This is a genomic window from Motilimonas cestriensis, assembly GCF_021295315.1.
Lineage (GTDB): Bacteria > Pseudomonadota > Gammaproteobacteria > Enterobacterales > CBDFNC01 > Motilimonas > Motilimonas cestriensis.
Genome location: NZ_JAIMJA010000007.1, coordinates 40,503 through 65,615, shown reverse-complemented (window position 1 = coordinate 65,615; position 25,113 = coordinate 40,503). Strand labels below are relative to the sequence as shown.

Below are 25,113 nucleotides of genomic sequence, written 5' to 3'. Positions count from 1 at the left end.
GTTTGCAACCCTGTATTAACAAATGTTGATAGCTTTAATCTGAGCGGTTTCAACGTCTCAGTTTGAAAGTATTTGATTTACATTTATTTATCTGCATATAAAATACATGAAATAAAAATGTCACTTAAACAGCAATTGTGATTAATATCGCAAACTTAACCTAGCTAAATTATTTATTACTCGCGTTTACAAGGACAATAAATGCTTAAAGTTGCATCTCGAATTGGCTGTGCTCTAGGATTTGGGCTGGCTATTGCAATGACCCCAACCATTGCTGCTGCAAAAAATGTTTCTCTTACCATTGTCTCTGAATTTAGGCAAAACTGGGTCCGAAATTTTAATCCTTTTAATTCAGCTCATCGTTTGCCCACGACGATGCAATTTATTTACGAACCATTAATCGTTTTCAATGAGCTGCAAGGTGGCAAGCCTGTTTATCGCCTTGCCACCGATCATCGTTTTTCGTCAGATCTTAAAACCCTTACGTTTGATTTGAGAAGAGGCGTTAAATGGTCAGATGGCACAAATTTTACTGCTGACGACGTAGTCTATTCACTACGCTTAGCGGCAAGAGGTGGTGCGCTTGATGTAAGAGGTTTAGCTGATGACATCGATAGTATTATAAAAGAAAGTGCTTACAGGGTGAGCATCAGGCTTAATAAAGTCGACACCGGGATAGCCACGCGTATTGTAAGAGCGCCGATAGTGCCGAAGCACATTTTTTCCATGGTAAGAGATATCCCCAATTTTACCAACCCTGACCCTGTTGGTACTGGCCCATTTACTCAGGTTCCGATGTTTTCTTGGCAAGTTTACATGCAATGCCGAAATCCCCACTACTACCAGAATGAGCAGCTTAAAATTGATTGCTTACAAAGCCCAATCATTACCAGTAACAAAGATTTGTTAGCTGCTGCCATCAAGGGTCGTTTAGATTGGACCTCGTCTTTTATTCCTAACATTGAAGAAGCATTACTTAGCAAAAATCCCAGTACTCGTTATTGGTTTCCTGCGGCTGGCTCTGCATCGTTTGTAATGAACTTTAAATCACCCAATGAGAATAATCGTAAGGCATTTAATAATTTAAGTTTCCGTCGAGCATTTTCAATGGCGATGGACAGAAAACGCATGGTTGAAGAGGCGGGCTCAGGCTACTGGGTTGAGAATAACTACCCAAGTGGCTTGGGCGACCAGTTTAAAAGTTGGTCTGACCCGCTAGTGAGACAGAAATATGGTAAATTTAATACTTATAACAAAGCTTATGCCGCTAAATTGTTACGGGATGTAGGGTTTGAAGACATTGACAATGATGGCTGGCTAGACAATCCAGATGGGACTCAGTTTAGTTTTGAGATATTGGTCCCTAATGGTTGGTCAGATCATATAAAAACCGTTGAGATTGCTATTGAAGGGCTACAAGAGTTAGGCATTAATGCCTCGCTGGCAACACCTGAATTTGGCGAACTAGTCGATTTAGTGAAGGCGGGTAACTATGACGCGCAATTTACTAACTACTTTGCTGGCGCGACTCCGCATTTGTATTATCACTCTGGATTTCACTCATCACAGTTTGATAAGAACCGCTTTGCCGGGCATCACTATGCCGATGAGATGCTAGATAAATTGATAGATGCCTTTAATCGTACTAATGATGAAGAAGTGCGCTTAGATATCATGTATCGCATTGAGGAGCGCATTGGTGCGCAACAAATTACTGTTCCCGTTATCAGTTCAAATTTCAATTATCAATACGATGATGTGAACTTTAAAGGTTGGTTTAACGAAGAGAACCCAGGTGGTATTCCGGTTATCCACCCTGACATACCTGAGCGTTTATTACATGTCCTATCACTTGAGCCTGTAATTAGTGATACTGTGATGAATTAACAGTTCAAGACTGACAAAAAACCGATACAGCTTGGCTGTATCGGTTTTTTTTTGAGTTTAATTAACCTCTGTTTCGCTTATCTAAAACTCGGGTTAATTAGTTAATCGTGTTGCGCGTAAAAATGCTGACTGTTGTATTCAACTGTCTCTACAATTGGCGCCATACTCTTTTCCCTAATAGTATTGGCTTGTTCAAGTAATTCACTGCCTTCGATAGCCGCTTCAGTAAAACTAATGTGTGGGTTGGGCACCGCAGAAAGCAACAACTGTGTGTAGGGGTGTTGTGGATTGTCAATAACACTGCTCGTATTGCCCCATTCGACAATCTGTCCTTGATACATAATTGCGATTTCTTCGGCAAAGTACCTTGCTGTTGCTATGTCGTGCGTGATGTATAGAAACGTCATGTCTTGCTCATTTTTCATCTTATTCAAGAGCTTTAAGATATCCAAACGGATGGACACATCGAGCATACTGGTTGGTTCATCGGCTAAAATAATTTCAGCGCCAATTGCAACGGTACGGGCAATAGAAACACGCTGGCGTTGCCCGCCTGATAGTTGATGAGGATATTTACTGGCGGTGGCTTCGGGATCTAATTCAACCAAACGCAGTAAATCATTAACTTTTTCAATTGCTTGAATTTTAGTCTTCACGTGGCCATGGGTAAATAAAGGGCGCGCTAGGTGGTGATAAATAGTATGGGCAGGGTTAAGTGAGCCATAAGGGTCTTGAAAGATCATTTGGATGTTCTTTCGGTACTGGGCTAGCTCTCGATGAGTATTAAATTCATTAATATCTTGGCCTCGGTACAGCACTTCGCCGCTGTTATGAAGGTGCATGCGAGTCAGTAGCCGTGCCACAGTACTTTTACCAGATCCACTTTCACCTACCAATGCTAGTGCTCGGCCTTTTTTCAGTTCAAAGCTAACATTACGTAGCGCGTGAACCTGCCTTTTATGCAAGCCTTTTCCCGTGTTAAAGGTTTTAGTCATGTTCTTAACTGTGACTAAAATATCACTCGATGGTGGGTTTAATAAGGTCATGCGAATACCTCCCTAGTGTTTGTTGCGCGTTGCTCGGCGATGTTTTGCTCAAAAGCGGCGGGAATAGATTGCCAAAGTTTTTGTGTGTAAGGATGCTGTGGTCGGAGCAAAATATCCTTGGCCTTGCCAACTTCAACCAGTTCTCCCTTTAACATGACGCCGATGCGATCGCACAGTTGCGTCATTAAGCTAAGATCGTGAGTAATAAACAATACTGAAAAGCCAAACTCTTTTCTCAACGCATGAATTTGTAACAGGATCTCGCGTTGGACAACAACATCAAGGGCAGTGGTGGGCTCATCCATGATCAATAAATCAGGATTAAGGGCGAGACCAATTGCGATCACTATTCGCTGTCGCATGCCACCAGAAAATTGATGGGGATAGTCCTTCAAGCGGTTCGGGTTGATCCCAACCAGCTCCAACAATTGTCCCGCCCGCTTTGCCGACTCAGTCTCGTCATAGCCTTTATGGCGATAGAACATGTCACGAAATTGTTCTTCGATGGTTAATACTGGATTCAAGCTGTTCATGGCACTTTGAAATACCATGCTGACTTTTGACCAGCGTGTTTTGGCAATGGTTTTTTTATCCATGGTTAAGGTGTTATCGCCATTGAGTAATATCTCTCCACCTGAGATATATGCGGGTGGGCGCAGTAACTGACTAATGGCGAAGGCGATGGTACTTTTGCCACAACCACTTTCACCGGCTAAACCAAAGATTTCACCCTTATTAATGTTAAAGCTAACATTGTCCACCGCCCGGAATTCACTCTCATCCAATAAGTAGTCAACACATAAGTTTTTAATTACTAGTGTCGGCTGTTCAGTTGCTTGAGATAGGCTTTGACTAGTTGTCATAAATCACCCCATTAGTAGATTGCTTAGCATTGTTAGGTGTATTTAAGCTGGCTGCTTTTAGTTGCTTGACGCGTTTATTAAAACGCTTTATGCCACTAAAGGTTCGTAACCTTGGGTTAGCAATTTCATCTATACCAAAGTTGAGTAGCGCTAAGCCCATACCAAGTATGGCAATTGCGACACATGGTACTAATACTTCCCACCACGCACCGACAGTCATCGCTGACGCGTTTTGCGCATTAAACAACATGGTGCCCCAACTTACCGCGAGGGGATCGCCTAAGCCTAAGAACTCTAAAGTGGCTTCTGTGATGATGGTGTAAATAATTGAACCTAAGAAATTTAAGCCAATGATTGAGCTTAAATTTGGTAAAATCTCGACAAAAATAATACGCCATGAAGGTTCACAAGCTAACTCACTGGCTTGAATAAACTCTTTATTGCGCAAGGTTAAGGTTTGCGAACGGGTGACCCTTGCTCCCCAAGCCCAACTGGTAAAACCAATAATAATCGCGATGGTCATGGGGCTGGCTTCGCCAATAAAGGCTGCCAGCACCAGTAACAGGGGCAGCTGCGGCACCACTAAGGCGACATTGGTCAATAAACTCACTACTTCATCATACTTGCCGCCAAAGTAGCCGGCAGAGACGCCTAGAGCAGTACCAATAACCACAATAATCAAGCCGGCACCAAAACCAACGGCGAGGGATGTTGCAGTTCCATGAATGAATAAATGGTAGACATCACGACCCATTCGAGTCGTGCCCATGACATTCTCAGCATTAGGCGCTTGATGCGGTCGAGCGACGCGCTTGTTGGGTTCATGGGAAGTGAGTAAAGGGGCTGATAAAGCAATCAGCAAATATGTGATCACAATGAATAAGCCGAAGCTGACTTTTTTATTGCGTCCAAGCATCTTTAAAAATCCAGACATAATCGTTCCTTTCTATTTAGACGTTTCGCTGATTAATCACGGCGCAATCTTGGGTCAAGATAAACATAAGCCATGTCGGCGACAAAATTCGCTGATAGCATCGCCAGTGTCATGATTAATAACTGGCCTTGGATCACGGGATAATCACGGGAGACGATAGCTTCAAACAAGGTATTGCCTAAGCCAGGATAGTTAAACACCACTTCAGTAATGAGTGAGCCCCCTAGTACGACGCCCACTGTCATCGCAAAGGCGGTAATAGAAGGTAAAAGTGCATTACGAGCGCCGTAGTTAAACATCACGCGGGTTTCGCTCAAACCTTTGGCTCGGCCCATTACGATGTAATCTTCACCCAATAAGTTAATTAAGTTATTGCGAATAGTGAGTAAGTAGCCACCGATTTGCACAATAACCAATGAAATGATCGGCATGGTTGCATGGCTAATAACACTGGAAATGTATTCCCAACTAAAAGCGGGGTCGAGCTCAATATCATAGGCATAGGAATAGGGTAGCCAGTTGAGGGCGACACCAAACACAAACATGAACAGTAACGCTAAGACCACTGCTGGAATAGACTGTAGCACTAAGGACAGTGGTGAAAGGATACTGTCGAGCCAACCGCCTCGATTCCATGCTGCAATGATGCCTGATATGGATCCGATGAAAAAACTAATCAGGGTAGATGTGCCAACTAAAAATAGGGTCCACACCATGGAGCGTCCCAGCACTTCATTAACGGTTTGTGGAAAGTATTTAACTGAACTACCCAAGTCCCATGTCACGACACTTTTTAAGTAAATAAAATATTGCTCATAAAGGGGACCATCGACAAAACCGAAGGTTTCTTTTAGTGCCGCAATGCTTTCTACGGGGAGTGGATTTCCTTGTGATGAAAACATCACTGTTATGGGATCACCTGGCATTAGCCGAGGTAAAAAGAAGTTAAAAGTCGCCGCAAAGAAAAATGCAATGAGGTAAAACCCCAGACGACGTAATACAAAGTCCATATCAGACTCCTTAATATGGTCTAACGAAGTTGGCGCAAGGGGGGCGTTGCCAATACTACTTAATTTGACAACGGCTTGCTAAAGGCTATTAAAGTGATTGGATATCACCGAGCTTAAGATTTAGGTTTAAGGCTCAGCAAGTGCAACAGACGCTCAGGAGTGCCAGGGTGTGGCTGAGGTTTTGCCACTGGGTTATCAGCGTTAAAGAACCCCTCAAAGCGCTCGGTGTTATATTGGTACCAGCTTGGGTTGTTAAATACAGGGATGAATGGCATATTTTCTGCCACTATCATCTGTATTTGGTCCATTGTCTGCTGTTGTGCGGCTTTGTCTGTCGTGGTGTAGAATTTATCCAGTAAGACATCTAACTCAGGGTTGGTAAACCGTGTAGAGCTCATTCGGGTTTTATCTAACTGAGAGCTATGGAAAGCGGTGTTATACATTAAGTGGGGCGTAACACCAGAAAAATAGGCGTTAATGGCTGCGTCATATGAGCCATCAATTAGCGCAGAAGTCCAAGACGCCGCCTCTGGCGTTGCGACTTTGGCATTAATGCCCATTTCTTGCAGTCCGTCAACGGCAATCTGCACGGTATTAACCCAATCTGTCCAGCCATTAGGTACTATGATAGAGAACGCAATGGCAGAGCCATCTGGGTTATCAACATAGCCATCGCCGTCTTTATCTTCGTATCCTGCTTGTTTTAACAGTTTCTTAGCGGCTTTCATATCATAGCGAGAATACTGGCCAAACTTCTTATCAACTTCATCGTTATTCCAAGAGTGATAGCCAGCGCCAAGGCCTGATGGGTATTCATTAAGGGTTGGGTATCCGTAACCAGCGATATTCACCATGCTGCTTCGATCCATCGACATGGATACCGCACGGCGGAAGTTGACATCATTGAATGCTTTTTTGTTACCTGGGTTTTTACTTTCTAAGTTTAAGTTAAAGGCAACCATCGAGTCAGCTGGGAACCAATATTTATGGTTACTAGCATCTTTAGAAACATAGGTTTTGTCTATATCAGGTAAAAATGAGCCAAACCAGTCTAACTCACCCTTTTGCGCGGCAGCTAGTACTTGATCATTATTCGCTAGTTGTGGCAATCGCACGCAGTCAACTTGCAGCGTTGAATTGTCCCAATAGTGCGGATTACGGCATTGAACATAAACTCGAGTAGTGAAACGTTCAATTTCGGTTAATGGCCCCGTGCCAACGGGGTTTTCATTGGTGAAGGTAATTGGATCTTTAACTTCACGCCAAATATGTTCAGCTACCACAGGTACACGAACAATTTCAATTGCCGCACCACTGTCCGGCTCAGGGAAACTGAACTTGACATGTTGCTCATCAATCACTTCAACGGCGCTAATGCGTTGCCAAATGGCTCGAGTATCAAGCGCAGGATTTGCTTTAATCATGTCAAAGCTGAATTTGACATCATTAGCATCAAAGTCTTGCCCGTCTGACCATTTAACGCCTTTACGTAAGGTAAACACTACCGATTTTGCATCATCGGCAAATTCAATCTTCTCGGCTAAACGGTAATGAATTTTTCCACCTTGCATGGGATTATAAATAGCCAAAGGCTCATAAATATATTCGTTAGTGGTGGGTAAGATAGTGGTTTGATTGTAAGGGTTAAAGTTTCGTACCCAAGAGGTAACTTGAACGGGGGCGATATTGAGCACCGCCTTATCGTCTTGTTCGGCAGCTATAGCAGAAATACTGAGAGAGCCAGCTAAAATTGCACTGATGGTTGCACTTAACATCAATTTATTCATTTTGTAAGCTTCCTTGAAATAGTCTCATTAAATACTGGTTGAAGATGTAAGTTTCACTTTATCTCCTTGACCAATACACCCTGATACCACTTATACCCAATCAACTTGAAGATGCATGTTTCAGAGCGCCACCGTGTTTTCAATACTAGGCACGCTAATGCAGGAATGTAGGCACCTTTTAAATTAGCGTAACAACGTAGTGGAAACGCGGTGGCGCTCCCAAAGGGCAAGTTTTACAGGCGTTTATGCTGCGTGATTGATTTTGATAAGGGGAAAGCCATTACCTGCAATCAATGCCTTGCCTAAACGCGTGTAAAATCTTGCTGAAATCGAGCCTCTCCAGGTTGATTGGTTATAGACTCAGTTGCATTTGGATAACGTTATTCAAGCATTCACATTTTGTTACAACAATGTAAAAACTCGTCAACACAGCATCAGTAACGTAAAATTGAGATGTTAACTCATTGTTTAAAAAGGTTTTTGGTTAGTGGTGCTAGGGTAGTAAAAGCACGAACAAGATCACAAAATGAATAGTTTTGTGTGATAGCAAATGAAAAGTTAACACAATAAATCATAAAAAATAAGTGAATATCAATTTAAGTCAGTGGGTTAGCTGGCTTTTGAAAAATTGATGAGCTGAGATCTGGATCATGCTTCGATAGTGACAAATACATTATTGCTTTATCGCTCCCTTTAACTAATGACACTATCAATGAATCATTATGTATTGACTCAAAGGAGCGCATTGGCGTTGTTAAAACAAATAAAAAATATGAGCTTTCGGGCAAAATTAGGAATGGCATTTTTACTGCTTTCAATCACGCCAATGGCTCTGATCGCGGTGATATTCCATGTTTCATTTGTGAACAACAACGAAAAGCAAGTAGCTGATACTTTATACTCCATTGCCCTTAATAAGGAGAATACCTTAAACCAGCATATGTTGGGATTACGTCAGCAAGCTTTACATTACAGTAATACCGATTTTGTGCGTTATGCCATGAGTCGGTTTTATGGTTTTTCTTATGCGTTTAACCTTATTTCAGATGATGCACAACGCTCTGCTGTCTTACTGAAAGATACTTTTAATAAGCAAGGTGACTTTAAAGATCTTCCCTCTAAATTAGGCATGACTGTAGGCAGCTATGCGCATGTTCATGATCGTTTCCATGAAGGCTTTGAAGAATATTTGGCGGTATCGGATTTTATTGACATCATCCTAATCGACCTAAAAGGGCAAGTGGTATACAGCACCCGTAAAGCAGGCTATTTTACCGCTAACCTCGTTGACCAAGCCCACCGACATACCCCTCTAGGCATGGCCTTTAGCAAGCTAGATGAAAGGCTGGCTACAGAGTCGGATGTGACAACCACTAAGCCAGTGGTGTTTCAGGATTATTCTCTTGATCCAGTCAACCAAGAAATTGTGAGTTATTTACTGATTCCTATAAATAATCACGGACGTATTACCGGTTATATCGCATATGTATTACCCACTTCGCCTTTGAATAAAATAATGGCGAGTCGGCAAGGACTAGGGGAAACCGGTGAAACTTATACGGTTAATGAAGCGGGTTACCCCATTTCGGATTTATTATCGCAAGACCCAGCATTAAATTTAATGGCTATTTACCAGAGTGAAACACCCATGTGGTTGGAAGTGTTACACCAAGCTAAACGCTCAGCAACAGGTACTTTAGCCACTCATAACTATGAAGGAAAGCCGACTTTAGCTGCTTTTACAAATTTGAATTTAATGGGCTATGACTGGGTGATCATTGCTGAACAAGCCAATAGTGAGATCCAAGCAACCAGTGTCCGCTTTCGTAATTTGATTGTATTTATTGGCTGTATATCAATTGCCATTATTATCGCAATTGTTTATGTCTTATCCCGTTCATTGACGCGACCTTTGAACTCATTGATGCGAGCGACTGAAGCGGTAACGCAAGGGGAGTGGGACCGGCATATTCTTGGTCGCGGTCGTACTGATGAAATAGGCCGTTTAGCTAGTCGATTTGACGAGATGCAGCAAGCTATTGCTAATCAGATTAATGTTATTAATGACACCAATTTACAGTTAGAAGAAAAGGTAGCGGTAATCAATGAGCAAAATATTGCGTTGATTCAAGCCGATAAAATTAAAGATGAATTCCTAACTAATACCTCTCATGAACTACGAACTCCTTTGACGGGGGTGATTGGGATCACGGAATCGGTGCTCAATGGGGTTGCTGGGCCTTGTTCCGAGCAGCAACATCAGCAACTTACCTTGGCTTTAAATGGCGCTAGACGGCTTGCACATCTAGTTGACGACTTACTTGATTTTCATAAAGTAAAGAACAACCGCTTACGGGTAAACATGACAGCAGTGCAAGTAAACGCAACCGTAAATGGTGTTCTTGCGTTGTCGCAACATTTGGTTTCAGGTAAGCCTTTAAAACTATTGGGGCGTTTACCTGAGGATATATTATTTGTTGAAGCGGATCCTATTCGCCTTGAGCAAGTTTTATTTAACCTAGTGACTAACGCAATCAAATATACTGATGAAGGCGCTATTACCGTTAGCGTTAGGCGACAACAGCAGCAGGTGATCATATCCGTTGAAGATACTGGGATGGGAATTGCCAAGCAAGATCAAAGTCAAATATTTGAGCCTTTTAAACAAGTTGATGGCAGCCTCACCCGCACCCAAGGCGGCAGTGGTTTAGGGTTGGCGATTTCGAAACAGCTGATTGAGTTGATGCAAGGTAAGCTTTGGCTCAACAGCGAGATAGATAAAGGGAGCTGTTTCAGTTTCAGTCTTAGCTATTGTGATCCTGTGATGCCGATGGCAGCAACAAGCGTTGTTTATAACGCCAACTTAATGGTCAACAGCGAGCAAACGACCTTAGAGCAAGATGATGAATTTACCCAACCCGGTAAGCGTATTTTAGTGGTTGACGACGAATGGATGAACTTGCAGGTATTAAAGAATCACCTCAGTTTTGCTGGTTATGAATGTAAATTGTTAAGTGACGGTCAACAAGCTATTGATTTTATTAAGCAGCAAGAAGTGGACTTAGTTATTCTGGATGTGATGCTTCCGCATATTAGCGGTTTTACTGTGGCCAGTGAAATACGTAAAAGTAGAGATATGGCCAGCTTACCCATTTTAATGCTAACCGCTAAAACACGGGTAAAAGATATTATGACGGGTTTCCATTCTGGCGCGAATGATTATCTGATGAAGCCGTTTATGCAAGACGAACTATTGGCCCGTGTTCATAATTTATTAGAGGTTAAGCAGGTAAGCCAGTTTTCGCAAGAAAACAAAATGCTCAAACGAGAAGTGGCCAGAAGGATTGAAACAGAACAAGCGCTGCAAACCAGCCAAGCGCGGATGACCCAAATGCTGGAAACCGTTGAAGACGCAATCTTAAGTGTTAATCCATTCAACCAAATTGTCTTTTTTAATCAGGCTGCACAGCGGTTACTGGGCTATTCTGCTCATCAAATGATTGGCAGCGATGTTGGGGCGTTAATCAGCCAAACTGATCTTGAAGCCATTGCGAAGGGGGTAAAAAAGCACATGCGTTTTGAAGTGCAGCTCGATATAGCAAGTGCCAACAATAAAAAAATTCGCTCGCAGGCTTTTATATCTAGAGTAATGAGTAATAAAGAAGCTGATCTTGGTGATATCAGTATTGTTTTACATCAAACACAAAATGCCCAATTACAGCCGACGATTCAACAAGGTGATGAGCAACTTGCGGAATTAGAATACCGTTCCACCTTAGTGCAAATAATGAATCATTCTTTGGCATTATGGCAAGATTGCACTGCTAAAAGTAAGGTGAATTTAGCCGAGGAAAGTCGTATCTGGAGTGTTTATCTTGATCGGTCATCAGCGCAAACGCGAACCTTAGATAAATATTTATTGTTACAAACTTTGCCGAAACAGCCACGTTGGCGTGATGTATTACGCACTGCAACATTTGTTATACACCATTGCGAGAATAAAACTAATGGTCCAGAGGTCGCTGAAATTTCATTACTTTGTCAAAAAGTTAAGCAATATCTCGCTGACAAATGATTACTGAACGTTGGCTTCACACTCTAGATGTTGCCGAGTCGGTGTTAAATGACTAAGCAAAGTGTTGCTTAAGGCTAATACGAGTGGATACAAGGTTCTCGCTGAACATGCATCTTGGCTAACTTGGGCATAACTGTAAATCTAGCGAAGACAGCCCATTTTCAGTTACACTAGGTTTTTGCTAACTAAAATAAGTAAACCAACGTGTCTGAAGAAGAGTACGAAATAGAAGCCCTAGGAGTTGAAGTATCCTGTCAACCTATTGAATTATACAAGGTATTAAAAATTGCCAATGCTGTTAGTGGTGGCGGTGAAGCGAAAATGGCGATTACTGAAGGTTATGTCGCGGTTAATGGTGATGTTGAAACGCGCAAACGTTGTAAGATATATGATGGTGATGTGATCCAGTTTAACGGTGAGTTCTATTTAGTGCTATGTGACGCGCCGGTTGATGAAACACCGAGAGTAAAATCAGTAAGTGCAAGTAAAACGCATCAAACAACTGGGCACATTGCGCAAGAAGATCCACCTCAAGGTAAAACGAGCAACAAAAAGCCAGCTGCAAGCCAAACCAATGCAAAAGGTCGCTCAACTAAAGGAAAATCCAAAGCAGTGCCTAAACCAGCACAGATAGATGAGCATACTGGTCGCCGCGAGATTAAATTTTAAACGGTAAAGGCTCTTGGCTATGGTTTTATCTGGCTGGACCCGGCTCAACTAAGAATTGACGGATAAATTCATACTTATCTGGTTGAATGATAGACTGGCGATTAATGATGATAATCGGTGTGAAAATTTCTTTCATTGGCACTTGCTTTTCTAATAGCTTGACCCCTTGTTCAATGGCCATGTAACCAATTTTATAGGGGTCTTGTAATACTAAACTGTCGATGACGCCAAGTTGAAGGTGGCTATAAATAACGGCATTGATGTCAAAGCCTCCCATTAGTATATCTTTATGCCCTAACTTCCTGATGGCTAATGCTGCTCCTTCAGTGGTCGCTTCATTAGGCGTCAAAATAACATTAATTTTTTCATGTTTGGCTAGCGCGAGGCGTGTAGCATGCAAGGCACTGCCTTTGGTTGCACCGCCCTCAATAAAATGCAGCTTTTGCACGCCATATTTTTTCAGTGATTCATTAAACCCCGCCACTCGGTCTTCGGTTGACGCATGACCTGCTACATTTTGTACGATTAAAACTTCCGGCTCATCAGGAAATTTGGGGTATAACGTTTCTACAAGTTGTACGCCGGCGGTAAAGTTATCGGTGGCAACAAAACTGGCAATATCGGCACCAATCAGTGCGGAATCAAATACAACAACCTTCTTACCTCTGCGTTGATATTGTAATACGAAAGGGGCCAGTAAGTGCGCATCTATTGGGGCTATCACCAGCACTTCTATCTCAGAATCAAGGTAATTTCTTATAATCGCTATTTGTGCCTCTAAGTCTGTATCATTATATGGGCCCCGCCATATGATTTTTTGGCTGTGTTCAGCACTTGCTGCATTTGCGCCAGCTTGTACCGATTGCCAAAATGTAGTGCTCATGCCTTTGGGCACAACTAAAATTTTGGCGTTGTTAATACTTGCCGCAATAGAATAAAAAGAAGCAATAAGAGCGGCTAAAAAAAGAACGACATTAAAGATTCGCATCGACTATCTCACTGGTATTTTGTGTAATTCTAGTATAAGTGACTTACTAAAATATAAAATTATCATCTTGATGGTAAGGTTAATTTTAAATCTATCACTTAACACAATAGAAAACCGATTTTAATTAAACTAGTGGAAATAGGGCACGGTTTAGGTCGATATCTCTTGTGTCTTAACCGGAACTTTGACAACCTAAGCAAAATTTTCAACTGAGTCATTGCGTTGCGTAAACTAATCGTATCTATTTCAGCCCCCATTATATTCCTAAGTGCTTGTGCTACTGCACCAAAACCACAAGAGCCAGTTGAGCTTAAGTTTGGAAAACAAGAATCGAACCAATTGTTTACCAAGGTGCTAAACCCTGTCCCTAAGGTTGTTTCAGATAAACCCCGTGATTACAGCTTGTTTTCGTTGCAAATGAACAAGGTAAAGGAAAAGTCGCCAAACCTGGTTCGGCGTTATAATGGGCTATATCAACAGGTTGAAAATTGGGCTGAACAAAATGGCGATCCAGCAAGCCTGAGTCAATTTGGTATTCAGGCGGCGCAAATGGGTGGCGGTGATGGCCAAGGAAATGTTTTATTTACTGGTTACTTTTCACCGGTAATGAAAATTCGCCACCAAGCGGATTCAGTTTATAAATACCCACTTTATGGGATGCCAAACTGCCAACAGCATTGCCCAAGTCGCGCACAAATATACGCTGGAGCCCTGGCTAATCAAGGGTTAGAGATTGGCTATAGTAAGTCTCTGTTGGATAACTTTATGTTAGAAGTGCAGGGCAGTGGTTTTGTCTATTTTGAAGATGGTGGTGACAAACAATACTTTGCTTATGCTGGGAAAAATGGCCATGGCTATACAAGTATTGGCAAGGTACTTATTGAACGTGGTGAAGTAGCGAAACAAGACATGTCCCTTGAGGCGATTAAAAACTGGGCGGCAAAACAAGACGAGAGCACGTTGCGTGAGCTACTTGAACAAAACCCTTCGTTTGTATTTTTTAAGGCCAACACTGAGCTCGACGTAATCGGCGCCGCCGGTATTCCACTGCAAGGCGGCGCAGCGGTTGCAGCTGATAGAGCGTACTTGCCAATGGGCAGTGTGATTTTAGCGGAAGTACCACAGCTAGATGCAAAGGGTATTTGGACTGGTCATCATGTGCTTAAATTATTAATGGTGTTAGATACTGGCGGTGCGGTTAAGAAAAACCACCTAGATTTATACCATGGTTTAGGTGTTCAAGCGGGGAGAAACGCTGGCTACTACAAACATTTTGGTCGTGTTTGGTTACTGACAACGGGTCAGTAGCGTTCAATTTTATTTGAGCAATAACCCGTTTCTGATCCATAAGCCCCTTTATATCAGGGGCTTCACGTCATATTCCCGCGGCTGCCAGCTTTATTTTTGCGCTTTGTTTATAGTTATACGCTAATCGGAAACTAAGTAAGACAGCAGCGCAGGTTAAACCAGAAATAAAGCCTACCCAGTAGCCATGTGGACCGATTGGTTCGATGAGCCAATTGGTCGCAGCCAAGATATAGCCTATTGGTAGTCCCACTAACCAAAACGACACTAAAGTAATATAGAAAATAATTTGTGTGTCTTTATAGCCGCGTAATATTCCGGCGACAATCACCTGAATCGTGTCAGAAAATTGATAGACCGCAGCGAGAACTAATAAACTGGCCGCTAAAGAAATCACCTCCAAATCATCGGTATAAAATGCCGCTATCTCGTGCCGTAATGCCAAACTAAATACTGCCGTCACCACAGCAATGGCAAGCCCCAGTAAAATAGCGGTATTCGCGGCTATCATCGCTTTTTCTGGCTTTTTTTCACCAAGGTTATGACCGACGCGAATACTGGCTGCGATCCCGATACTGAGAGGGATCATAAAAATCATCGATGAATAGTTAATTGCAACCTGATGGCTGGAGACGACTTCTGCGCCCATAGGAGCAAGCAGCAATGCCACAATAGTAAACAAAGTCACTTCAAAAAAGGTTGCAGCAGCAATGGGAAAGCCCAAGGCAAAAATACGTTTGATCTGTTTTATATTGGGAGCAATAAAGCGTTTAAAAGGGTTAAGCCGTTTTAATTCACCGTCTAATAATACATAAAGTAACATAGCTAAACCCATAGCAAGATAGACTAAGGCTGTTGCAACGCCGCAACCAATACCGCCTAATGCTGGCATACCAAATTTACCGAATATGAAGATATAGTTAGCAGGTATATTCACTGCTAAGCCGACAAATCCTATCATCATTGAAGGTACCGTGCGCGACAGCCCATCGCACAAGCTGCGTAGTACCAAATACACCGCAAAGGGTGGCATGCCCCAGATTACAGCGTGTAAATAGCCTTTAGTTAGTCGGGCAAGCTCTGGCTCTACGTCCATCCACACTAATACCCAAGGGCTTAAGTAAAGCAATACCATCAAAAGAGCCGTTAATCCCATGGCCAGCCAAAGGGCTTGAATAACAGAAAAGGGGATTTGGCTGCGTTTTTTCCCACCGTTTAAATGCGAAATGATGGGTGTGACCGCCATGGTTAAGCCTTGTAGCAATAAGATCGCCGGGATCCAAAAACTAGATGCCACTGCTACGGCTGCCATGTCAGTTGCACTTACGTTTCCTGCCATCACAGTATCGATGAAGCCCATCGTGGTCATGGCTATTTGAGCAATGAGGATAGGCCAGCTGAGTTTGATTAGGGTCTTTAATTCCTGTTTGTAGTCGATCAAGGTATCTCCAAATACATAAGGTGAAGAAATTTTACTGGAATTGTAAGGTGGTGGTAGGGGCGATTATAAGCCGTACTAATTCTTACTTGGTTTTTTATTTACACAGTATATTGGTAAGGTGAAAAAGGAAAAAATCTAACCCTTAATGAACCTATTTAACCGTGATAAACAGCAGGATAATAGTGCTTATTATGATTAAATGGAAGAAACATTGGCCTCAAGCTGACTCACTGATATTTATACCCAATCAACCTGGAGATGCTTGAATTAATGCATCTTCAAGTTGATTGGGTACATACTGGGCAGCCGGGTTGTTTTTCTGCTTTGATGAGGATTAATAGAAACGTGAATGTAAGCAAACATTGCCTATTGGCTAGTTACGCTTAAAACTAGCCAATAGAGTCGGTAAGATGAATGTTATTTTTTACTCGAATCCGATAGTGCCGCTTGCGCCGCTTGGCCAATCACATCAAGGTCTGCATTATTGTCGGCTAAGAATTTTTCAAATAAAGGCATAAGGGGCCCCATTTTTTCATTGATCGCGTCACGCACGGTATCAACGACGACTTGGGTGCCTCGTTCTATTTCAACATTGATACTTGAACCACTATTTTTGCTTTCAAACGTGGTCATTCGACGTGTTTCAGGGATCAGCCAGACATCAAACCAGCCTTGTTGTTTATTGACGTCAGAGACCGTCAAGCTCGCGCCATTTAACGCAATATAACCCTTGGCAAAAATATACTTTGCCCAATCATCACTGATGGCGATACGAACCCGGTAATTGTCATCAATCTGTTGGACGTCAAGGACGTTAGTTTTGAAGTCAATGTGGCCTGATAATGGGTGACCGCCAATCTCAGCCCCGTCTTTTGCAGCGCGTTCAACGTTGATACTTTGACCCTGTTCATATTCGCTCAGAGTTGTGATCTCTAAGCTTTTCAACATAATATCAAATGTAACTCGGGTTGGTGACAGGATCTTGGTAACGGTTAAGCAAACGCCATCAACCGCTACGCTGGCACCAATTTCTAAATCTTGACAAAAGCCTGAATCAAATTCAATTTCAAAGGTTCTGATACCATTTTTGTCAGTGATAGAAGAAATTAAAGCAACTGACTGAATTATACCTGTAAACATAATGGGTCTCCTGAAAATTACGGGATGAGAATATCACAGAATAAACTGTAAATGGGGATGATTGCCCTTAATAACTCTGTTGCAATCTACGGTTACGCTGACTGGCTGGATTGAAATATTGAAAAAATAAAACGGGCCTGCTGGCCCGTTGATGAATTTCACTTGTGGTGAAGGTAATTGCCTATGGCTTTGGCGCCGATAGCTTTTCAATGGTGAGTATCAAGCCTAATCCCACCACCATAAGAGCTATACACACTAACGTTTGCGCGTCTTGGCCTGTCGCCACAGCAAAATCATGTGGCCACAGATTGACCGTGGTAAGGGGCTTTTCTATACCTTTTGAGCTTAAATAAGTACTGGTCACTTGTTTCCATGGCCAAAGCACATTTAACGAGCCGACTAAAAATCCGGCTAATAAGGCAAACGTGGCTTCATGAAAACGGCTCAACAACCATGATAAAAACCGTGAAAAACACATTAGGCCAACGATACAACCCAGTAAAAATAACCCTAACAAGATAAAGTCACGATCATTGACTGCAGCTAACACGTGGCCGTACATGCCCATTAACAATAAGATAAAGCTGCCAGAAATACCCGGTAAAATCATCGCACAAATCGCAATGGCGCCAGAAACAAAGAAAAACCATGGTGCAGGGTCAACGCTGCTTGGTGAGATACTGGTGATCACAAATGCGATCACGCTGCCTGCTATTAAACTGGTTATATTGACAGCGCCCCAAACGGTGATTTGCTTCGCTATATGGATAACAGAGGCAATAATCAAACCAAAAAAGAACGACCAGACTAATAGAGGATGATACGCTAATAAGTAAGTAATAAGCTTCGCAAGGGAAGCAATACTTAGGAGTAATCCGGAAAACAACACTAATAAAAAGGTGCCATCAATATGCTGCCAAAAAGCCTTAACGCCATTTTTGAATAGAATATTAGCGGCTTTAAGATCCACGGATTTAATTGCATTCAATAAGCGCTCATAAATACCGGTAACAAACGCAATGGTGCCACCCGAAACTCCCGGCACGACATCGGCAGCGCCCATCCCCGCTCCCTTAAAAAACAACAATAACCAATCTTTTGTGGAATATTTATTAGACATGAGGGTGACGCGCTCCTTGTAAACATAACATCGCGATCTGAACGAAGTAACTTGATAAAGGCTGGATTTTACCTGTTTATCACGCTGATACCTATGAAATATGACGATAAATAAGGGAATTATGAGTGCTTAAAAGGGAATTAAAATGACAATAGCAAGATTTATAACAACACAATTGTGATAGCAGCTGTAAAAATACAGTGAAACCTGCTTCTAGATCATAACAGTAGTTGTCATCGCCCTTAAAATAACAAACAATTATGGCCATAACACACTATTTGGAGCAGCAATGAACACCCATTATGTCGTCGCCGATGTTGGCGGAACTAATATTCGATTAGCCTCAATTGATGAGAAAACTGGTGAGCTAAGTCAAATAAAAAAGTACTTGTGTGCTGAATTTCCGACCATTGCTGATGTGGTAAAAGAGTACTTCTCTGAATTAGACGGCTTGGTAAAGCAGCTATGTATCGCGATTGCCTGTCCGGTGGATGATGATTTAATAGAAATGACCAACCATACTTGGTCTTTTTCACAGCAGGCGCTGAAAAAAGCCCTTGGACTAGACAAGCTATATGTGATCAATGATTACACCGCTATTTCTCTTGCGGTGCCATTTTTAGCCGATGAAGAGAAAGTGCAAATTGGCGGTGGTGAAGTAAAAGATAAAAAACCCATTGGTATTTGTGGGCCGGGAACGGGTTTAGGCGTTGGCCACCTGATCAACATAAATGATAAATGGATCAGTTTAGATGGCGAAGGGGGGCACACTTCATTTGCCCCCACGGGTGATACATCACGCCAAGTGCTTAATGTTTTAGCCGAAAAAATGGGCCATGTGAGTGCTGAACGGTTACTCTCGGGTCAAGGTCTTGAAAACATTTATCAAGCCCTTTGCAGTATTGCCCAGCAACCTGCAAAATTTAGCGTAGCGGCGGACATTACTCGTGCTGGTTTAGCGCAAGAGTGCCAACAGGCGCAGCTTACCCTTGAAATATTCTGTGAAGGCTTGGGCGGATTTGCCGGGAACCTTGCACTGAACCTAGCTTGTGAGGGCGGGGTGTATATCGCAGGCGGGATCGTGCCTCGATTTATTGACTATGTGAAAAATTCAAGTTTTCGCGGCGCGTTTGAAAGTAAAGGTCGCTTTAGTGCTTACAATGCCGGTATTGCGACGTTTGTCGTGTTACATCCCGATCCCGGTTTATTTGGTGCAGGCGTGTACTTAAGACAAGAGTTGAAAGTGATCTAAAGCTAACTTGGCGGCTTTTTAGGCAAACAGTTTAAAAATACCCTTAAACAGTTGACGGATTAAGTCGTTTTCCTTATTCTTGCCGCCGTTGTCTTAAGGGGTAGCCTGAAAGACTAAAAAAATTTGGTGAGCTGGCTGAGTGGCTGAAGGCGCACGCCTGGAAAGTGTGTTTAGGTTAACCCCTAACGAGAGTTCGAATCTCTCGCTCACCGCCATATTAAAAGGGTTTCAGAATTATTCTGAAACCCTTTTTTGTTCAGTATACTTTGTTATTTTTCAAACCCCAGCCTCCCGAGAAATAAAACTTAACTAACCTCTGTTCTGCTTAAGTTTCAATAGCAGAATAAAGTAAACTTTTCCGGCAAATTTCGTTTTTAGGGATGAAAACGCAAAGCGTATAGGGATACTGGGCCAATGAACAGCAATAGCATCCATGCTCGAAAAGGTCATGTTACCCATGCGTCTTGATAAATTTGTTTGCAAAAGTACAGCGCTGAGTAGAGAGGAAGCCACTCAAGTTATTGTTGCTGGGCAAGTCAAGGTTAATGGCAGTCAGGTCATTCAGCCAAATGCTCAAGTTCATGAAGATAATGACATTTTATTAAATGGACAGTTGTTACAGCCGCGACCTTTTCGTTACCTCATGTTGCATAAGCCTGCGGGCTCGATTTGCTCGAATCTTGATGAGCGCTACCCATCTATATTTTCTCAAATAAACTTAACTAATAGCAGTGAGCTGCACATTGCTGGTCGCCTCGATGCCGATACCACAGGCTTAGTACTGGCAACCGATGACGGCCGTTGGTCATTTAATATCACCAGACCGACACAGCAATGTTACAAAGTTTATCGCGTTGGTTTATCGCAACCTCTTACTAAAGTTGCTGCTGGTCGGCTGACTGATGGAGTGCAACTTCAAGGCGTAGCTGATTTAACCTTACCCGCTAAAATTGAGTTACTCAGCTCCACTGAAGTTAAGATTTCGATTACTGAAGGTAAATTTCATCAGGTTAAGCGCATGTTCGCGGCTGTCGGTAATCGCGTAGTCAGTTTACACCGCGAGCAAATTGGCGGCATAAGTTTGGATGTGCCTGTTGGTCAATGGCGTGACCTAACTAATGAGGAAGTGAGTCTTTTTGCTTCTGCCAGTGAGCTTGGTATTCAGGAATGAACACGCAAAGCGCATAGCAATGTATTCACTGCAGTTTGGCAGCAAGAATAGACAATTTGTGCTAACCCTGAGTGCGGCTTAGCTTAATCAATTTACTAATAGCGATTTGCTCGTTAGACTGCTGCCTTAATTTTTAATGGGTATAGAGCAATGACGTTTTCAAATTTCAAGTTAGGCGCTAAGTTGGTCTCAGCTTTGCCTGACCATTTGGTCCACGCTTCTCCCATTCAACAACTTACTATTCCTGCCGCACTATCAGGCAATGATCTACTGGCTATTGCGCCAACAGGCAGTGGTAAAACGTTCGCTTTTGGTTTGCCTTTATTAAATACTATCGATCCTAAGCTAGCGGCTGTGCAAGGGCTTATCATTGCCCCCACTCGTGAATTAGCGCAGCAGATTGCTCAGCAGCTTAACCCTATTGCTAATGCACTTTCGTTACGCATACAAACTCTTTGTGGCGGAGAATCACTACAAGGGCAAATCGAGGCGCTAATTCATACGCCACAGTTAATCATCGCCACTGTTGGCCGCTTAGATGATTTATACCATCAACAGCATATTAATTTTTTGCAGCTAAAAATGCTGGTATTAGATGAAGCTGATCGGTTACTGGATATGGGCTTTTGGCCGAAACTGAAACAATTGGTTCAAGCCATGCCAAGCACGCGACAGACGTTGCTGTTTTCTGCCACCATGCCTGCGCCACTTGAAGCATTAGCGCAAAGTATATTAACTGAGCCAAAACGCTTAAGCCTTGATAGGGAAGAAGGTCATGAGCCAAAAATAACCGAGCAACTGTTTTTGGTTAACAAAGGCAGTAAAGCGCAAGCGCTGATTGCTTTGTTAAAGGCGCACCTCAATAAGCAAGCGCTGGTTTTTATTAGTGTGAAAGACAGTGTTGATGCTGTCACCAAAAAATTAGTAAAAGCAGGTATTAATGCAGCCCCTCTACACGGTGACAAAGAGCAAGAGGTACGGACTAACACCTTATCGGATTTTAAAACCGGCCAGCTGCAGGTACTGGTAGCAACAGACCTATTAGCAAGAGGCATCGACCTAATAGCATTACCAATAGTGATCAATCTTGATCTGCCTAGCCACGCCGAAACTTATGTGCATCGGATTGGACGTACGGCGCGGGCAGGGACATCAGGGATGGCTATTTCGCTAGTTTGTCATGGCGAGTCGACATACTTAGCCGCAATCCGCCAATTAACAGGGCGAGCTTTAGTAACGCAAGAATTAGCTGGTTTTACTGTTACAGATAAGCCGAGTGGCGCAACACCGAAACGTGCACCACGGGACAAAAAAGCTAATAGAAGAAGCTTGAATAAGCGTTCTATTAAAGGATTTAAGGGTAAAGCTAAACCAAATAAGTGATTAGAAGTCGCTTAAAGGCAGCCAGTCGACTGTTACACCTGCTTGTTCGAACATATCTTGGCTAACTTGGATTTTATCACCCCAGCGAGACAAAAAATCGTCCGTTTGCTCGGGACAATGGACGGTGGCAATACCCGTTTGGATGATTTTAGCGGCGCAGTTAGGGCAGGGAAAGTGTGTTACCCAAATCTCGCAACCAGAAAGATCGCGTTTGGCAAATAGAATGGCATTCTCTTCAGCATGTAAGGTTTTGAGTAATTTCATGTCACGGCTATCAGTTTCGGCACTGTCTGAAATACCGTGGGGGTAGCCATTAAAGCCGACAGAAACGATACGGTTGTTCTCCGTAATTACTGCACCTACTTGGGTGGATGGATCTTTACTCCACGATCCAACGAGTTGGGCCATTTGAAAAAAGCGAGTTGCCCATTTACTTATCATGTCGGATTCCTATATTGAATTAAAATTAAGTAACAAGATGATAAATCAATTTAGAGGTTAACATGAAGTAATACTTACCTATTTTACTTCAGAGGCGGTGCTCTGGTGGGTCATGATTTGATCAAATTCAGCGTAAATTAGCATTTGGCTTTGCGTTAACCGTTCGAGTAATTGCGTTTTTGTTGTTGCTGGTAACTCACATGCCAAAGTGATGATGGCTTGGTTATCACTGCGTGCTTTGGTTGCGCTAATGGGGCAGCCAAATTGCTCAATCATACTGGTGACATCTTGTTTCAATGTCGTATCATCAGCTTTATATTGTAACAGTAAGCGAGTTTCATTTTCTGCGTAAGCCGCAGACGCACAGCATAATGTGGCAGCAATAAAAAGTTTTCGCATAGTTCCTCCCTAAAAGGCATTAGGGCTTTAGCCCTAATGCTGCTTGGATTAAAACACTGTTATTTAGTGATTAAACGCCATGGTCCCCATTGCTCGGTACCTGGTTCACTGTTTCGGTTCCACCATTTACTTTGGTAAACCTTATTGTTATGAACTACAACGTCACCTGCAACATAAACTAGATTGTTTTTCCAGCTATCAGCAGGGGTTGGATCAACACTTGGCACTGGTGTTGGTGCAACCGTTGGTCGTGGCGTTGGTGCCACTGTTGGTTGTGGTGTTGGTGCCACTGTTGGTTGTGGTGTCGGCGCAACAGTTGGTTTTGGAGTTGGAGCTGGAGTAGGTGCTGCAGTCGGCGCCGGAGTCGGCGTGCCTGCTGAGCCTAATTTCTCCCATGGGCCCCATTGAGTCGAGCCAGGTTCAACACCTTGGTTCCACCACTTGCTACGCCACTTAACGTTGTTATGAATAACCTCGTTACCTTTAACATAAACTTTCGCCGGGTCCCAATGTCCAGCAGGTACTGGCTCGAGTGTTGGCGTAGGCGTTGGTGCAACAGTAGGCTCGACAGTAGGAACTACACCCGTCGCTAACAAGGTTAGCGCTGCTTTTGCATCTGCCACACCACTGCCACAGTCAATGCATCGGTTTGGATCAGCAAAGGGCTTAGCTGTTTGCTTAATGACACGTTCAACTTCATCAGGAGTGATATCAGGCTTAGCTTCATACATCAATGCAGCGAGCGCTGCCACGTGAGGTGCAGCCATACTGGTGCCTTGATATGCGGCATAGCTTTCGCCAGCTTGTACCGTTTTACCCGCATTAAGGGTAGAGTAGATACCACCTGCTGCGCCATAGCGGGTTTCACCACCAGGGGCTGCGATATCGACATTTTTACCGAAGTTAGAATAACTCGCTTTATTAGCATATTGATCAAGGGCGGCCACGGTGATCACGCCCTGACAACTGGCTGGGGTAAAGTTCGCGGCATTTTTATTACTATTACCCGCAGCAACAACAATAGTCGTGCCTAAGCTTCTAGCAGTATTAAACGCTTGTTGTGATACACGGGCACAGGAGCCTTGGCCACCCAGTGATAAGTTGATAACTTTGGCTGGATTTGGGTTAACCGGAACACCAGGTACGCGAGCACCAGCTGCCCATAACACGCCATCTGCAATGTCGGAGCTATAGCCACCACACTTACCTAATACACGAACAGGCAAAATTTTGGCGTCATAAGCACCGCCAACTATTCCTTTACCATTGTTCGCAACTGCTGCAATCGTACCTGCTACATGGGTTCCGTGCCACGATGAATCAGCGTCACGTCTAGGATAGTTGTTGCCACATTCACCTGCTTTCATCCAGTCACCGGCGTCACTTGGATCGGCATCTCGACCATCTCCGTCGTTACCCATAGAGGCTTCACTGATAAAGTCATAACCTGCAAGAATGTTGGCTTCTAGATCACTGTGTTTGGCATAGCCAGTATCAACGACGGCTACATTAACACCTTTACCGGTAGCAATTGGCCAAGCATCCACAAAGTTCATACCACCGGCAACATTGGTTAAGCCCCATAGTTTGTCAAAACTAGGATCATTCGTTGTTGCCATTGGGAACATCAGTTGGTCAGGCTCTGCGTATTCAACATCAGGGTTATTCTCTAAATCACGTAAAACGTGTTCAAGAGACTGGTTGTCTTGCCACTGATCTAACTCGTATACTTCTTCGCCCGTTAAGGTTGTACGTTTATAGTCGGCGTTAAAGCCGGTGTTGGCTGTCAGTGCTTCTTTGACCTCCATTCGGCGTACTTGTGATACCGCTGCACGCATCACACCAAAGCTCGGCTGCTTATATTTAACAATGATACGGTTTGTTTGTGGGTAGTTATCATCAAAACCAGTTTGTACATTATCGGCACTGGCTGTAAATGAGATTAGTGCGGCGCTGACGGCCAGACACAAAGTGGTTTTTTTGTGTTGATTCATTAATTGCTTTCCTTGCAGTTAATTTAGTCAAAATACGTAATGATGCGGATGTGCAACATTAACTAAATAATGCTCTCACTGAGTAAAGTCTAAATCAAACATACATAAGCTTTATGTTAAAAAAGATAGATCCTTGTCGTATATTTATTGCCACCTTACTCTGGTTTAGCTAGTGAAATAGTCTGAAATCGTAAGTTACATCCACATA

General features: G+C 43.0%; 19 protein-coding genes and 1 tRNA gene. 8 read left to right on the top strand and 12 right to left on the bottom strand.

Annotated elements, in window-relative coordinates:
• Window positions 1–201: 201 nt before the first annotated feature.
• A complete protein-coding gene (locus K6Y31_RS08535) occupies window positions 202–1,887 on the top strand; it encodes an ABC transporter substrate-binding protein (RefSeq protein WP_233052367.1) in 1,686 nt (561 codons plus the stop codon).
• Window positions 1,888–1,988: 101 nt separating this feature from the next.
• Here K6Y31_RS08535 and K6Y31_RS08530 read toward each other — a convergent pair whose 3' ends face one another.
• The 5 genes from K6Y31_RS08530 to K6Y31_RS08510 all read right to left on the bottom strand — a co-directional run bounded on the left by K6Y31_RS08530 (window position 1,989) and on the right by K6Y31_RS08510 (window position 7,527).
• Entirely contained in the window at window positions 1,989–2,933 is a 945-nt protein-coding gene (locus K6Y31_RS08530; protein WP_233052366.1) for an ABC transporter ATP-binding protein, read from the bottom strand.
• Complete coding sequence (locus tag K6Y31_RS08525; protein ID WP_233052365.1) at window positions 2,930–3,796, bottom strand: ABC transporter ATP-binding protein; 867 nt, start codon at window positions 3,794–3,796, stop codon at window positions 2,930–2,932. Before K6Y31_RS08525 ends, K6Y31_RS08530 begins: the two co-directional genes overlap by 4 nt.
• Complete coding sequence (locus tag K6Y31_RS08520; protein ID WP_233052364.1) at window positions 3,786–4,730, bottom strand: ABC transporter permease; 945 nt, start codon at window positions 4,728–4,730, stop codon at window positions 3,786–3,788. Before K6Y31_RS08520 ends, K6Y31_RS08525 begins: the two co-directional genes overlap by 11 nt.
• 32 nt (window positions 4,731–4,762) lie before the next feature.
• Window positions 4,763–5,740, bottom strand: a complete 978-nt coding sequence (locus K6Y31_RS08515; RefSeq protein ID WP_232799569.1) for an ABC transporter permease — start codon at window positions 5,738–5,740, stop codon at window positions 4,763–4,765.
• Between the two features lie 113 nt (window positions 5,741–5,853).
• A complete protein-coding gene (locus K6Y31_RS08510; RefSeq protein WP_233052363.1) occupies window positions 5,854–7,527 on the bottom strand; it encodes an ABC transporter substrate-binding protein in 1,674 nt (557 codons plus the stop codon).
• Window positions 7,528–8,272: 745 nt separating this feature from the next.
• Here K6Y31_RS08510 and K6Y31_RS08505 point away from each other — a divergent pair.
• Together K6Y31_RS08505 and K6Y31_RS08500 are read left to right on the top strand one after the other, a co-directional pair.
• A complete protein-coding gene (locus tag K6Y31_RS08505) occupies window positions 8,273–11,602 on the top strand; it encodes an ATP-binding protein (protein WP_233052362.1) in 3,330 nt (1,109 codons plus the stop codon).
• A 204-nt stretch (window positions 11,603–11,806) separates the two neighbouring features.
• Window positions 11,807–12,271 (top strand): RNA-binding S4 domain-containing protein, encoded by a 465-nt coding sequence (locus tag K6Y31_RS08500; RefSeq protein WP_233052361.1) that lies wholly within the window; start codon window positions 11,807–11,809, stop codon window positions 12,269–12,271.
• Between the two features lie 25 nt (window positions 12,272–12,296).
• Here the strand turns inward: K6Y31_RS08500 and K6Y31_RS08495 are convergent, their stop codons facing one another.
• On the bottom strand, window positions 12,297–13,259 hold the full coding sequence (locus K6Y31_RS08495) for a substrate-binding domain-containing protein (protein ID WP_233052360.1): 963 nt from the start codon (window positions 13,257–13,259) through the stop codon (window positions 12,297–12,299).
• Between the two features lie 222 nt (window positions 13,260–13,481).
• On the opposite strand from K6Y31_RS08495, the gene mltA reads away from it, so the two are divergent.
• Window positions 13,482–14,567, top strand: coding sequence for a murein transglycosylase A (mltA, locus tag K6Y31_RS08490; protein ID WP_233052359.1), 1,086 nt, complete (start codon window positions 13,482–13,484; stop codon window positions 14,565–14,567).
• Window positions 14,568–14,634: 67 nt separating this feature from the next.
• Here mltA and K6Y31_RS08485 read toward each other — a convergent pair whose 3' ends face one another.
• The 3 genes from K6Y31_RS08485 to K6Y31_RS08475 all read right to left on the bottom strand — a co-directional run bounded on the left by K6Y31_RS08485 (window position 14,635) and on the right by K6Y31_RS08475 (window position 18,265).
• Entirely contained in the window at window positions 14,635–16,005 is a 1,371-nt protein-coding gene (locus K6Y31_RS08485) for an MATE family efflux transporter (RefSeq protein ID WP_233052358.1), read from the bottom strand.
• A 417-nt stretch (window positions 16,006–16,422) separates the two neighbouring features.
• Window positions 16,423–17,145, bottom strand: coding sequence for a riboflavin synthase subunit alpha (locus K6Y31_RS08480; RefSeq protein WP_233052357.1), 723 nt, complete (start codon window positions 17,143–17,145; stop codon window positions 16,423–16,425).
• 181 nt (window positions 17,146–17,326) lie between these two features.
• Window positions 17,327–18,265 carry a polyprenyl-phosphate transporter gene (locus K6Y31_RS08475; protein ID WP_233052356.1) on the bottom strand — a complete coding sequence of 313 codons (939 nt, stop codon included), beginning with the start codon at window positions 18,263–18,265 and terminating at the stop codon, window positions 17,327–17,329.
• 289 nt (window positions 18,266–18,554) lie between these two features.
• On the opposite strand from K6Y31_RS08475, the gene K6Y31_RS08470 reads away from it, so the two are divergent.
• From K6Y31_RS08470 to K6Y31_RS08455, 4 genes are all read left to right on the top strand, one after another.
• Window positions 18,555–19,517 (top strand): glucokinase, encoded by a 963-nt coding sequence (locus K6Y31_RS08470; RefSeq protein ID WP_233052355.1) that lies wholly within the window; start codon window positions 18,555–18,557, stop codon window positions 19,515–19,517.
• A 125-nt stretch (window positions 19,518–19,642) separates the two neighbouring features.
• Window positions 19,643–19,732, top strand: a tRNA-Ser gene (locus K6Y31_RS08465).
• A gap of 242 nt (window positions 19,733–19,974) precedes the next feature.
• Window positions 19,975–20,688, top strand: coding sequence for a pseudouridine synthase (locus K6Y31_RS08460; RefSeq protein WP_233052354.1), 714 nt, complete (start codon window positions 19,975–19,977; stop codon window positions 20,686–20,688).
• 150 nt (window positions 20,689–20,838) lie between these two features.
• Entirely contained in the window at window positions 20,839–22,071 is a 1,233-nt protein-coding gene (locus K6Y31_RS08455; RefSeq protein WP_233052353.1) for a DEAD/DEAH box helicase, read from the top strand.
• Here the strand turns inward: K6Y31_RS08455 and K6Y31_RS08450 are convergent, their stop codons facing one another.
• From K6Y31_RS08450 to K6Y31_RS08440, 3 genes are all read right to left on the bottom strand, one after another.
• Window positions 22,072–22,512 (bottom strand): dCMP deaminase family protein, encoded by a 441-nt coding sequence (locus K6Y31_RS08450; protein WP_233052352.1) that lies wholly within the window; start codon window positions 22,510–22,512, stop codon window positions 22,072–22,074. It abuts the gene before it with no gap.
• A 78-nt stretch (window positions 22,513–22,590) separates the two neighbouring features.
• On the bottom strand, window positions 22,591–22,911 hold the full coding sequence (locus K6Y31_RS08445) for a hypothetical protein (RefSeq protein ID WP_233052351.1): 321 nt from the start codon (window positions 22,909–22,911) through the stop codon (window positions 22,591–22,593).
• Between the two features lie 59 nt (window positions 22,912–22,970).
• Window positions 22,971–24,905 carry a S8 family serine peptidase gene (locus tag K6Y31_RS08440; protein ID WP_233052350.1) on the bottom strand — a complete coding sequence of 645 codons (1,935 nt, stop codon included), beginning with the start codon at window positions 24,903–24,905 and terminating at the stop codon, window positions 22,971–22,973.
• Window positions 24,906–25,113 lie beyond the last annotated feature (208 nt).

What these genes read in the sequence shown, in the direction of transcription:
- K6Y31_RS08535 (WP_233052367.1), top strand. Translation starts at nt 202, where the DNA reads ATGCTTAAAGTTGCATCTCGAATTGGCTGTGCTCTAGGATTTGGGCTG.
- K6Y31_RS08530 (WP_233052366.1), bottom strand. Translation starts at nt 2,933, where the DNA reads ATGACCTTATTAAACCCACCATCGAGTGATATTTTAGTCACAGTTAAG.
- K6Y31_RS08525 (WP_233052365.1), bottom strand. Translation starts at nt 3,796, where the DNA reads ATGACAACTAGTCAAAGCCTATCTCAAGCAACTGAACAGCCGACACTA.
- K6Y31_RS08520 (WP_233052364.1), bottom strand. Translation starts at nt 4,730, where the DNA reads ATGTCTGGATTTTTAAAGATGCTTGGACGCAATAAAAAAGTCAGCTTC.
- K6Y31_RS08515 (WP_232799569.1), bottom strand. Translation starts at nt 5,740, where the DNA reads ATGGACTTTGTATTACGTCGTCTGGGGTTTTACCTCATTGCATTTTTC.
- K6Y31_RS08510 (WP_233052363.1), bottom strand. Translation starts at nt 7,527, where the DNA reads ATGAATAAATTGATGTTAAGTGCAACCATCAGTGCAATTTTAGCTGGC.
- K6Y31_RS08495 (WP_233052360.1), bottom strand. Translation starts at nt 13,259, where the DNA reads ATGCGAATCTTTAATGTCGTTCTTTTTTTAGCCGCTCTTATTGCTTCT.
- K6Y31_RS08480 (WP_233052357.1), bottom strand. Translation starts at nt 17,145, where the DNA reads ATGTTTACAGGTATAATTCAGTCAGTTGCTTTAATTTCTTCTATCACT.
- K6Y31_RS08475 (WP_233052356.1), bottom strand. Translation starts at nt 18,265, where the DNA reads ATGTCTAATAAATATTCCACAAAAGATTGGTTATTGTTGTTTTTTAAG.
- K6Y31_RS08470 (WP_233052355.1), top strand. Translation starts at nt 18,555, where the DNA reads ATGAACACCCATTATGTCGTCGCCGATGTTGGCGGAACTAATATTCGA.
- K6Y31_RS08460 (WP_233052354.1), top strand. Translation starts at nt 19,975, where the DNA reads ATGCGTCTTGATAAATTTGTTTGCAAAAGTACAGCGCTGAGTAGAGAG.
- K6Y31_RS08455 (WP_233052353.1), top strand. Translation starts at nt 20,839, where the DNA reads ATGACGTTTTCAAATTTCAAGTTAGGCGCTAAGTTGGTCTCAGCTTTG.
- K6Y31_RS08450 (WP_233052352.1), bottom strand. Translation starts at nt 22,512, where the DNA reads ATGATAAGTAAATGGGCAACTCGCTTTTTTCAAATGGCCCAACTCGTT.
- K6Y31_RS08445 (WP_233052351.1), bottom strand. Translation starts at nt 22,911, where the DNA reads ATGCGAAAACTTTTTATTGCTGCCACATTATGCTGTGCGTCTGCGGCT.
- K6Y31_RS08440 (WP_233052350.1), bottom strand. Translation starts at nt 24,905, where the DNA reads ATGAATCAACACAAAAAAACCACTTTGTGTCTGGCCGTCAGCGCCGCA.